This is a genomic window from Cohnella caldifontis (assembly GCF_029360585.1).
GTDB classification, from domain to species: domain Bacteria; phylum Bacillota; class Bacilli; order Paenibacillales; family Paenibacillaceae; genus Cohnella; species Cohnella caldifontis.
Genome location: NZ_JAQZSJ010000003.1, coordinates 473524 through 485670, shown reverse-complemented (window position 1 = coordinate 485670; position 12147 = coordinate 473524). Strand labels below are relative to the sequence as shown.

Sequence of the window (12147 nt, the reverse complement as noted above, 5' to 3'; positions counted from 1 at the left end):
ATGCCGCCAACTTTCCCAGAAAATCTAGGACAACTGCTCGAACACCTTGAGCGCTTTGGCAACGCAGGCATCCATGTCGTAATACTTGTATTCGGCCAATCTTCCCAGCAGGACCAGTCGTTCGAACGCTTTGGCCTTATCCCGGTACTTCTCGTACAACGATTGATTGTGCGGTTGCGGGATCGGATAGTAAGGAATGTTTTGCCCCGCTTGGTTTTTCTCGTAGGCTTGCGGGAATTCCCTAACGATCGTCGTGTAGGAATGCTTCTGCCCCGTCAAATGTTTGAACTCCGTAATGCGCGTAAAATCGTACTCATTCGGATAGTTGACGGTGCCCGTATTTTGGAAACGTTCTTGATCGAGCGTCTGAAAGTCGAACCGAAGGGAACGGTAGGGCAGCTCTCCGTACTCGTAATCGAACAGCTCGTCGATTTTGCCCGTAAAAATTAATTTGCCTGCATAGGGAGAACCGAACAGCTTGAATTCGTTACGGCTCCAATCCGTCTGGAGCACTTCCCGATAATCGGTATTGAGCAACAGCTTGATGTTGGGGTGATCCAGCATCCGCTCGAACATTGCCGTATAACCTTGTTTCGGGATTCCTTGAAAAGCGTCCTGAAAATACCGGTCGTCTTTGGAGATATAAACCGGCACCCGTCCGGTCACCGTTGGATCCAGATCCTCCGGCTTCATTCCCCACTGCTTGGTCGTATAATGGAGGAAAATTTTCTCGTATACGAAGTCCGCCAGCCATCTCAAGTCTTCATCGTCGGTTTCCCGCAGCTTTAAAATCGGGACCTTGACGTTATATCCAAACGTCAGAACGAGTTTCTGCTCCAGCTTGTCCGCCAATTCGGCGGGAAGGAGAGCCCGAAGCGTATTCAAATTGAACGGGATCGGGACCTGTCGGCCGTCAATGCTTCCCAGGACATGATGATGATAGAGATGCCAGTCCGTGAACTCCGAGAGATAATCCCAAACATATTTGACCCGCGTATGGAAAATATGAGGACCGTACTGGTGGATCATCAGCCCCTTATCATCGTAACGGTCGTAGGCGTTGCCCGCGATATGGCCTCTTTTTTCGACGATCAATACTTTCCGGTTCCGAACGCGAGCCAGCCTTTCCGCCAGCACCGCTCCCGAGAAACCCGCTCCCACGATCACGTAATCGAACATGCGGCAACCTCACTTGTTTTTTGATAGGCGCTTTAATCCGAAGGGCAGAAACAGAACGGCGAAGATTCCGAGCAACAAAGAGAGAATCGAAGAAACCGCTTGAAAGAGCAAGTGCCGTACGCCCATCCAAATAATCCGCGAAGCCGAAACCTCCCATATATCCGATACCATGTTGCACACGAACCGCCGTTTGGACGGAATAGTCAATGAAAACAGCAGCACGTTGAAAAAGCCCGTACCGCTGAGATTGGTCACCGGAATCACGACGGCATCGAACTGCTCGCGCTTCATATCGGCCGCCCTTCGCCGATAATGGAACCCTTCCTTAAAGGGATAGGCGAGCACCCGATGGATCGCTCTGTATTTTTCGGCTTGCCGAACTCCGTGCGCATGCGTCAAAAGCGCGATACGTGCGCCAGGGAAAGCCTCCTGCAATTTCGGCAAATTCTGGTCCAATTGCTGAAAGCTGACCGAACGGATGATCAGGATTTGAGGTTCGCTCACAGTTGTCGTTCCCCTTCGTTTATCGGTAAAAAGTGAAATTCACGTTCCAAGGTACCCGCAATTGCTCGGCGATGGTCCGTTCCACCGGTTTCCTTTTCCCCTTTAATCGCCCTCTGTCGCGGAAAGCCGACCACATGGCCTTCAAGTACACGGTCGTTCTCTGCTCCATCGAATAGTATAAACAGGAGTAGATTAATTGTATCGTGATTCTCAAGGCCATATCGGCCGGGTAATTCTTCCAAGCGGTCCAGAACGCGTTGCGGGTGTAGTAGAAAGGAGCGCGCCAAGATGTCCGGTTCTTGGGAGAATACTTGTGATAAGCCACGACGTCCGGGAAGGACTGGATTTTATATCCGGCATCCCATATCCGAAAAGCGGAGTCCAATTCGTTGTTATAAAGGAAAAATTCTTCCGGGTAACCGCCGATCTGCCGAAGCACGGAAGTTCTGACGCCGGCTCCGGCTCCGTTGAATGACATGAAATAATCGTTCGCTGCAGGCGCGTTAGTAACAGTATCGGTCGTTTCGGCCTCTTTTTTGATATCGTCGTAGCTGTAAAAATTTCTCACGTCAAAGGCAACTACGCCAAGTCTTTCATCCGCTTCGAACTTGTCGACCATTCTCCGGATCGCATTCGGTGCCGGGAACGAGTCGTCGTCGATGATAACGGTATATTCGCCCCTGGCATTCGCGAATCCGATATTGTACGCTTCGATCCCCATGTTTTTATACATGCGGATCAGCCGAACTCCCGGAAATTCCGACTGGATCATCTCTACCGTCCCGTCGGTCGAACCATTATCGACAACGATCGTCTCGATATGGGGATAATGCTGTTCCCGAATTCGGTTCAAACTCTCCCGCACGTCTTCGATTCGATTCCAGCACAACATCACGATAGAGACCAATGGCGCTGACAAGAGAGTTCCTCCAATCCGGTAATCATCCGTTCCGTTCCGACGACAGCGCTTGATGCAATTCCAGCAGTTTGGTCCGCATGACGGGGTAATGAATGTTTTTATACAATTCGTACACGGTATCGTAGCTCTGCAGTTTGATCCGGTCGGCTTTCGAACTTACGATATTCATGTAGGGGTCTATGTACATCACGTCGGCTTCCAAACGGGAACGCTCTTCCACGATATGCTCGCAAGTTTGGCAAACGATTTGCGCGGCATCCGGCTTCCATCCCCGGGCTTCCACGATTTCGACATCCTCGAACTGCCTCTTTAACGATTCGGCATCATGGAATTTCCCAACGAGTTGAACGGATAGATCCGGCCGATACGACTTGATCCTCTCGATAACCGTCCGAACCAGTTCCAGCTTGGGGCTGTCGATGATGGCTGCGCTTTTCGCGTTGCATATGTACGTGCGTATGGGATCCTCTGAGGATTCTTTTTGAAAAATCCGATTGTCCGAAGCTTTGCCCCGAATATGGTGCAAGGCGTCTTCAACGGCCAGCAGGATGCTGCGCGCGCTGCTATGTTGGCCTTTGTAATCGGAAAAGAACAAGCTGCGGAACCATTCTTCGAAAATGGCGCCTACGAAATGGTCCATTCTTTCGGTTTCGCAATACTTGGCGAAAAAATGCAGCCGATTTCGCCAAACGTAGTAGTTGGCGAAGGTATCGGTCCGTACCGCTACTCCGCGTTTGTGCCAAACTTTCGAATCCGCGAACGCGACGACGCGATACCCCTCTCTTTTCACCCGATGGCACAGATCGATATCGTCCCAATAGATGAAATAACGCTCGTCCATTCCCCCGATCCGTTGGAGAATCGAACTTCGAATCATCATCGAGCATGCCGGAACATAGTCGCACTCGACAGACTCGGGGATATCCCCGCGATCCTGGTGTCCTTTGAAATTCAGCTTCATATGGTAGACGTTCCAATCGATCATGGAACCCATCTCCTGGATCGTATCCGGGTGGTCCATGTCATAGATGAGAGATCCGGCGATTCCGATGTCCGGATTTCCAACCAATTCGGTTCGAAGCTTCTCCAGTGCCATCGCGTCGATACGGACATCGTTATCGAGCAGGTGGATATACGTGTATTTCCTTTCGAGCGCGTACCGGATGCCGGTGTTAAATCCGCCTGCCCCGCCTAGGTTCCGTTCATTTTCGATGACGTGCACGTGTGACCCGAATCGTTCCTTCACGGCTTCGGCCGACCCATCGGTGGAAGCATTGTCCACGACGATCAGATCAAAATCGCGATAGGTCGAGGCCAATACGGATTCAATACAGTTTAAAACGTAGTCTTTTTTGTTCCAGTTGCAGATGACGACCGCGGTTTCTTTCATTTTCCCGGCTCCCTTCCGTCCCCGTTCTGCGGCTCATAGCTGTAGAGGCCTATGATCGGCATGAGTAAATTCATTTTCCGCAATTGTTCCAGGATGTCTGCTTCCCAATCGGAGACGATAAAAATGGCTTCAAAATCAATACCTGCACTCGTCTGAAGCAGATCGGGGCTTATAATTCGTACCCCGTCCAAAACCTGACCGTGCTTTTTTGCATCGTTATCGAGAAACGCAGCGGGCCGGAACCCGTTGTATCGGATATGCTCCGCAACCTTTCGGCCAAGAGCGCCAGAACCAAAGATCGCGATCCTCTCAACGCCTATTGAACGAAACAAGCGATAAATGCCAATTAATTGATACGGAATAAAGGGATTTCTTAGATATCCGCGATCATGCGAACCCAATAATCGGATGTGATCAGGATTCACGAGCGGTTTCTTGTCAGATGGCATCAATGATTCGTAAATGCCGTAGATCTCTCTAGCAAGAGAATCTACGGTGCCCAGCTTAGGGATGTTTCTCTTCCATCGTTGTAAGATTGCTGGCTCATTCGTAAGCTGAACGAGTATCTCTTTCAACTCACGGCTGTTTCCTGCTTCGAATAGCGCCCCGAAATCATCTTGAATATATTCGGGTATTCCGCCGATCAATGAACCAATGACCGGAATACCGTGACGCAGGGCTTCTTGAACGACCAAGGGGCTGTTGTCCGGGCATACGGATGGAAGCACCACGACATCCAACGAAGAAAAAATCGCAGTTAAATCTTCGGAATTATAGGCGCCATGAAAAAAAATATTGGAAGCATCGAGAGCTCGCAATGAGGATTGATACAAAGTATCGAGAGTCCCGTAAATATGCAGCTGAGCTTTGGTATCATCCAGATCGCGGAAAGCATCCATGAGAACGTGCACGCCTTTATGCGGAGATACCGCCCCAATATACCCGACTTTCAAGGGCATGCTCGAAATTCGCTGCTCCACGTGAACTTCCGGATCATCCAATGCTGGATAAATCAGGCTGATTTTTTCTTCTGGAATGCCCTCGCGCATCATCAATCTCCGCATATAATCGGAAACTGCAATGATTTTGTCCACTTTTTTCATTAGAACAATATGCATGTATTGATAACGGAACATAGAGTCCCTCAGAATATCTTGCCGATCATTTCCTTCCATACTGAAACAAGCGTGGCAAGCCGAACCTTCATTCGGACCATCACACAGAGTAAGATCCCGCCTCAATAGGAAGGAACGGGGACAAATAAACCAATGGTCATGTAACGTCAGTACGGTCGGAATCCGTCTGTCATGCGCTATACCAATCAGCGACGCGCCAACTTTGGTAAGATCGTGAAAATGAACAAGGTCCGGTTGGACCTCGTCAAGGAACCTGCGGAAATCAGCCTCGGCATTCGGATTTACGCAATCTTCTAGGAGAGTGTGCTCAAGTTCGGAACGATGGGAAAAAGAAAAATGTCTTACCTTTTTTCGATCCGATATCCCCTTGGGCAAGTTACTGTGGCTTCCGACAATCAAATGATCGATTTCGAGCATTGGATCTATTCGGGATAACCCTTGAGACAGCGCATGAACATAGCCCTGCACACCTCCACCGGGGATGGGATATACTTGGGCAACACTTTTCAAGTTTTAGCTCACCATCCCTTCTACCTCTCTACAGCAGAGATATCATGATTATGGCTGCGGTAGACTTTTAACTACAGAATCTCTGATCCATCTCGAAACGATTACGAGGTTTGATCGAAAAATGATGAGGAGTTTTGTTGTAAATATGTTAGTGCTTGTATGGCATTATTTATTTGTAATACAATAGTAAATTAATCAAACTATTTCTTTCTAATTAGTACAGTAATCCACTTGTGGATGTCTAATTCTTTATTCGGCGAATAAGAATTTGGGGGAAGTATTCTCACATCAGCAATATCTTGAAAAAATCGAGTCACATTCGTTTGTGAATCTTTATTCCAAATAATAAATTCGTCACCTTCTTGAGAGAAATTCCATTGGTGCAAACCATCATAAGATTCTATTTCGCCGACGTTAATTATATGTGTCAATAAGATATAACTACTTGGCTTTACAACGTTAATCATTTCATTAATCCCTAGTATAGGGTCATAACAATGATCTAGTGCATTTCTCATAAAAACAAGATCAAATCTGTTTCTTTCAAACAACTGTGTAAGATTTTCAACTTCACAAGTTTGGGTTTGAATCGGAGCATTTACATCAAAATCTTTTAACATTTGTTGATAGAAATTACCTAGAGGGTCAACGGCATTTATTACTAATTCATATTGGTGATGCTTTTTCCCAAGTATAGTTAAAGGCCCAGCACCTACATCTAATATTTCTACTTGAACGCCAGGTTCGACATTGATATATTTGGTTAACTCTTCTTGAAGTAATCGGTCAGGTTGCAACCGACTGTTGTAATCGTCTTGATATTCCCCACCTTTTGCCGCTAAAGAACACGCCCAATGTACTAACTCATGTTCTATACTTGTTATCCATTTATGCATAAATCGGTCTATTGACGTTTCAGTATCAAAATCTTTTTTAGCTTTACTTTTATATTTCATATATTCAACATATGATCTTGCAGCTTCAGTGTCCACTTGTTTGGAGATGCTAAAAAAGATAATTCTTTTGTTGGAGAGCATATTCATCTCATCCAATAATTTATCAATAAATATTTTTTTGAATTCAACGTATACTGTATTTATACCTTCGGGAATCATTTTGATATCAATGGAAAAATCCTCGTCAGGTGTGTGACAAAAAACGCCACCACAAAACCCTTCTTGACCTTTATAACTTTTTAATGCTGTTCTACTGCATAAAGTTACAAATTTCATCTCATCACGCTCCATAAGTTGTCTAAAGTCCGGCAGTCCGATATTTCTCGGAATACCATGCTAATTCGAGGACCCAAATAATCCAATTCAAATTCGGGTCCGAGAAAGTCATTAACAGATCCTTGCATTAGGTGCTGACTGTCGATGCGGCTTCTTTTAAACGAGCCTCCAAAGTCAAGCTATGAGACAATAAGCCCCTTTTGAAAACGCGACATTGACTCTTCGTCAACAGCGATTAAACATTGTGCTTTTGAATACGCGTATTTTTCAATCTCGGCCATATGCTGATATAGATACGAGTTAACCTCACATTGGTGTTGTAAGCGAACCTCTTTTGCCAGATCTCCGTGTTTGGTCAATACCAATGGGATTTTCAACCACCTGCAAATCCGATTAAACGCAGCATAAGCTACTACATCATGAACGTTTATAACATCCGGTCTACTTAGAAAAACATTTTTAAGTAATAGGTAGCCTAAGATCAACTTTCGTACATAAGTATCAATGATTTCTTTATGTATTCCGAGTACGTTGGGCAAAACCCTTAAAATATATTTTCCAAGGTCACATTTGGTATTGAAATGTAAATTTGCTGGTTGTCGTATCTCCACGTTGAATCCATTGTTACTTAACAGTTTGCTTTGTATTTCAACGTATTTATTTAATCCACCGATCCAGTTAAGATCGAACGAAGAACAGAGCCAAATTTTTGAACCTCTATTAATTTTTAAATCAGAATAAACATCAAGATATTTTTTGCCCATTGCTGCTGGTGAATGCTTGTCTTTAAAACAGATATATCCGTTTTCAGCAATTTTCATATACAGTTCCGGATCACGAATGAGCCGCCAAATTGCGCTACATATCTGTTCGGCGGATTGCGAATCAACAAGCAAACCGTTATGCTCATCGAGAATAATATTAGGTATACCTCCGACTCTAGTAGCAACGATAGGCCGTCTGGCAGCAAATACTTCAATTATTGATATTGGCATTGCCTCATTTAAAGATGGCAATACAAAAATATCGCACTCTTGAAGATACTTTCTTATATCTTGCTGCATTCCCTCAAATCGTACGAATTGTGAAATCTCTAGTTTACCAGCGTATTCTTGCAACTTTGGTAATTCCGGTCCTCCCCCAATTAAGATTAGTTCAACATCGGGTGTCTCCTTTACGATTAACGACAATGCCTCCAATAAATAGACATGCCCCTTGATTGGATCAAGTCTTGCAATACAACCGACTCGGATTCGATTGCACTGGCTAGGAACCTTTAAAGAGGGCTCCTTAGAAAATTCAATATCCGTCGTTCCTCCTATTACATGGGTATTGCTCGTTACCCGATAGAGTTTGCCGGCATTCCTTTTCAAACGAAAAAAGTCTCTTATAAACCAAAAATTAATTAAAGCCATCATTGGTAAAAGTGTAACCATTAAAACTAATAGTCGTAATCTTTCCTGAAAAAGGAATTGTGAAACTTTTTTTCGAAGGATTACTCCCAATTCGTTTATTAAAATAACTTCTTCAGCGTGAATTGCTGCTGCAACCTTTAAAAGATTGCGATAGGATTGCCAACCCTTCACCGTGTATGGAAAGACAACAGTATGATAGTTTCGGGAACGCAGTTCTTCTATCGTTGCCGCTGGTATCTTATGTACTTCTAAGAATCCGTTGTATGAAACAATATACCGTTTCCGAAAAGAAAACCTTGGGTAGTCTACATTGCCGAAAAAGTCCACAACGGACATCTTCATCTGTGAAATGTAATCTAACGCTTTCTCGCAAATTGGGGATTGAGCCGTTCGAAAAAATAATACTCGATTCTCATTGAATACATTTTCTAATATCTCCAAAAGCCTCTCACCCTTCTTTTGCTTTTGAGATCACCCATTCTGGACTTGAAGTTTCTCCGGGAGACAACAACATTTTTTTCATAAAGTCGGTTCCCTCAATAAAACCTTCCGATATGAGCTGCTCGGAAATATCATTTCTGAACATGGAACATATAATAATAAAGGGTGATTGTATGGAATGCACAACGTTTGGTCCAACCACCGGTTTTCCATTTACCACGGAATTCCATTTTCGATGATCATTATCAATAAAACCGCTAACCTCAACTCGCTCTTCTTCTATTAAGCGAAACACTTCTAAACCTTCTCCACCTGTTCCCCATAAAAATATAGGTCTAGAAGCGGATATCTCTTTGATTGTTTTCATCACTTGAATATTGGTTGCGATAATCCGCCTAAATGGCATAATTAATTGATTAAAGGTTTCTTTCGGAATGATTCTTAACGCCTCATTACGTTCCATCAGAATGTCTACCCATTCTATTTGTTGCTCGTCCTTCTCGGTAAAAACAGCATCGGGATGATAATAGCATTGATAAATCCCGTTGCAGACCAACCGATGAAGTTTGCTAGTTTCGTTATTTAAGGCAATACCTAGAGTCCTTAATTGTACTTGTCTTGTATAATCTGTAAAATTCGAAACCCTTTCTTGATTGATAATTGTCCCTTGTTCATCGTGCATTCTATAACGCAGGTACGGTTCCCCTAGATTAGCCATCCTAAGATGTTTTGATGACCTTACCCACAGCTCATAATCTTCGGCTTCAATTAATTGATTGGAATATAAGAGGTTGTTCGCTAAAAAAAGTTCTCTCCTAAACATCACGCTAGGATGTGCGAAACAATTATAAAAAAACAGGTGGGAGACTATCTCGTTATGTTCAAGAGGGTATCTAACAATTCCAGTCGTACGGCCTATCACTTCAATCCATGATCCAACTAGCCCAATTTCGGAATTACAATCTAAGAAGTGGACCTGCTTTTCTAAGCGTTCAGGCAAACAAATATCGTCCGCATCCATTCTCGCAACATACATTCCTCTTGCAAGATTTAACCCTTTGTTCAGTGTATAAACAATCCGGCGATTCTGATCGTTTCTCTCATAGCGTATTCTGACATCCTCGTAAGCGAGAACGATATCTCTGGAATGGTCCGTCGATCCATCGTCAATAATAATCAGTTCGAAATCGGTAAACGTTTGGGAAAGAATGCTGTCAATCGCTTCTTTTAAAAACTTCTCTCCGTTAAAAACAGGCATGATGACTGAAACGACAGGATTATCCACGATAAATCCTCCAGAAATTAAACTCTTAACTGAACCTCTTCATCTGATATCCATTTTCCGGTTGTTGCAAATCTTTCTGCAATTCTAAGAATCTTTAAAGAAATTGCGTGACATAATATAGAATGGCAATCTTCAATTACCTGCATGTTATCGCTGTAAGTTACAACCGATACGTCAACAACGCTCTTAGCTAGGCCCCCCTCAAACCCGGAAAGGCATGCAGTTTTCGCTCCAATGGATTTTGCATATTCAAATGCATTTAATACGTTTTTGGAGTTACCACTCCCTGATATTCCTAAGACAAAATCCTTGTCCGTTATAAATGGGATCAATTGCTGGACAAATACATTGGAATATGAGGTGTCATTCGCCCATGCAGTGATAATGGGCATATTATCCGTTAGAGCAAGAATTTTGAATCTTGGCGTTCCCTCTACAATTGTCAATTTACTTACATCGCATGCCAGATGAGAGGCCGTAGCCGCACTCCCTCCATTGCCTATAACGAAGACAGTGTGACCATATTTCCATGTATTAACAAGACCGTAAACCAATTTATCCGTTTGTGTAGTATCAATCGTTTTTAATGCCTTGTATACTTCATCAAAGTAATATTTCAACACGACCCCGCCCTTTTCAGAATATAGTTTGCAGCCTCCATTAAATTTCTGGCTTTATGGTAACATTTACGATTCAACATTTGCTCAGCATCATTGATTAAGATCCCGTACATTCCAGCAGCATTCGCAGCCTGCATATCCGTAATGGAATCACCAATAAAGTAACTATTACTTAGAGACAAGCCATTCTCTTCAGCAGCAGTGAAAAGCATCCCCGGGTTAGGTTTGCGGCATCGGCACCTTGTCTCGATTGTATGTGGACAAAAGTAAACTTTTTTGATTTTGGCTCCATTTTTGGCCAATTCTCGTATCATCAAAGTATGTATGTATTCCAAATCATCCTGCTTTAAAATACCCTTTCCAACACAGGCTTGATTGGTTGCTACATAAATTCCCCACCCTTGATCAGATAGCAACTTAATCGCGTCAATTGAGCCTGGCAACCACTCGAATTCTTTCCAGGTGGTTACATATCCGCCATCGATTTTTTTGTTTATCACACCATCTCGGTCAAGAAATATTGAAGGCATTATTCCGCTCCGTCTATTCAATATTAAATACTATCCTTGACCCGTATTTCTCAAAATTAAACTGCATTTCCTGAAGTGGTATAGTTTCCCGTAACTTCTCCTGAGATTCAATGGGAACATATAATAGGAGAAAGCCTCCTCCACCTGCACCCGCTATTTTACCTCCTACAGCCCCTGCTTCACACGCTCTTTCATAATATTTCTCGACCTCAGAAGTCGTAATTCCGTTGGCTAATTTCTTCTTAAGTTCCCAACCGTTACGCAGATATTCACCTAACCGCTGAATATTTCCCTCATTAAATTCCCGCATTAACATTGCGCATTGATCTCGCATCGCAAGCAGGTGAACCGTGTTCTGAATTGACTTGTCTTTCTGTTCGCTCAATATGGTAGAGGACGATCTTGTAATTCCCGTATAAAAAAGCAACAGGCAATTCTGTAGTTTTTCTTTATCCGCGTCACCCATCCGAATAAGTTGCGTCTCGGTTTTTCCGTTGGTGTGAAACTGAAAGTAGCGGATACCGCCGTAAGCAGCTATGAATTGATCCTGTTTACCAATTGGTTTTCCTAATATATCTATCTCAATATGACACGCCTGCTCTGCGAGTTCATGCACACCTACCGAAAGTCCCTGAAAAGTATAAAAAGCATTCAATAGTCCTACGGTTAAAGAACTCGATGAACCTAACCCGGTTCCTTCCGACGGTATATCAGCCAATGTCACGATTTCTACGCCGTGGGTAATCCCCGTAAGTCTTAAAGCTTCCCTCACCAAATCGTGTTCGATTTCATCAACGGAGTCTACTATCTCGGTTCTTGTATATGCAACCCTTATTTTACGGTCAAATCGTTTTTTGATGATTACATAAATGTATTTATCAATAGCTGTACTGACAACTGCCCCCCCATGCTTCCCGTAAAAAGCCTCAAGGTCTGTACCACCACCGACAAAACTAATGCGCAAAGGTGTCTTGCTTATGATCATA

General features: G+C 43.7%; 11 protein-coding genes. All 11 read right to left on the bottom strand.

Annotated features, from left to right (window positions below; all coding sequences use genetic code 11):
* Positions 1-24: 24 nt before the first annotated feature.
* A complete protein-coding gene (gene glf, locus PTZ19_RS08015; RefSeq protein WP_276353616.1) occupies positions 25-1179 on the bottom strand; it encodes a UDP-galactopyranose mutase in 1155 nt (384 codons plus the stop codon).
* A 9-nt stretch (positions 1180-1188) separates the two neighbouring features.
* Positions 1189-1683 carry a glycosyltransferase family 9 protein gene (locus PTZ19_RS08010; RefSeq protein ID WP_276353615.1) on the bottom strand — a complete coding sequence of 165 codons (495 nt, stop codon included), beginning with the start codon at positions 1681-1683 and terminating at the stop codon, positions 1189-1191.
* 19 nt (positions 1684-1702) lie between these two features.
* Positions 1703-2602 carry a glycosyltransferase family 2 protein gene (locus tag PTZ19_RS08005; RefSeq protein ID WP_276353614.1) on the bottom strand — a complete coding sequence of 300 codons (900 nt, stop codon included), beginning with the start codon at positions 2600-2602 and terminating at the stop codon, positions 1703-1705.
* Between the two features lie 22 nt (positions 2603-2624).
* Complete coding sequence (locus tag PTZ19_RS08000; RefSeq protein ID WP_276353613.1) at positions 2625-3992, bottom strand: glycosyltransferase family 2 protein; 1368 nt, start codon at positions 3990-3992, stop codon at positions 2625-2627.
* Complete coding sequence (locus PTZ19_RS07995) at positions 3989-5638, bottom strand: glycosyltransferase (protein ID WP_276353612.1); 1650 nt, start codon at positions 5636-5638, stop codon at positions 3989-3991. Before PTZ19_RS07995 ends, PTZ19_RS08000 begins: the two co-directional genes overlap by 4 nt.
* 200 nt (positions 5639-5838) lie before the next feature.
* Positions 5839-6870 carry a methyltransferase domain-containing protein gene (locus PTZ19_RS07990; RefSeq protein WP_276353611.1) on the bottom strand — a complete coding sequence of 344 codons (1032 nt, stop codon included), beginning with the start codon at positions 6868-6870 and terminating at the stop codon, positions 5839-5841.
* A gap of 179 nt (positions 6871-7049) precedes the next feature.
* The gene (locus tag PTZ19_RS07985; RefSeq protein WP_276353610.1) at positions 7050-8726 is read right to left on the bottom strand and encodes a glycosyltransferase; all 1677 of its coding nucleotides are present in this window, start codon (positions 8724-8726) and stop codon (positions 7050-7052) included.
* Between the two features lie 7 nt (positions 8727-8733).
* Positions 8734-10011: a glycosyltransferase gene (locus PTZ19_RS07980; RefSeq protein ID WP_276353609.1), complete on the bottom strand. Its 1278-nt coding sequence runs from the start codon at positions 10009-10011 to the stop codon at positions 8734-8736.
* 17 nt (positions 10012-10028) lie between these two features.
* Complete coding sequence (locus PTZ19_RS07975; RefSeq protein WP_276353608.1) at positions 10029-10631, bottom strand: SIS domain-containing protein; 603 nt, start codon at positions 10629-10631, stop codon at positions 10029-10031.
* The gene (locus tag PTZ19_RS07970) at positions 10628-11161 is read right to left on the bottom strand and encodes a D-glycero-alpha-D-manno-heptose-1,7-bisphosphate 7-phosphatase (protein WP_276353606.1); all 534 of its coding nucleotides are present in this window, start codon (positions 11159-11161) and stop codon (positions 10628-10630) included. The genes PTZ19_RS07975 and PTZ19_RS07970 overlap by 4 nt, the downstream gene beginning before the upstream one ends.
* 13 nt (positions 11162-11174) lie before the next feature.
* Positions 11175-12146: a GHMP family kinase ATP-binding protein gene (locus PTZ19_RS07965; RefSeq protein ID WP_276353604.1), complete on the bottom strand. Its 972-nt coding sequence runs from the start codon at positions 12144-12146 to the stop codon at positions 11175-11177.
* Position 12147 lies beyond the last annotated feature (1 nt).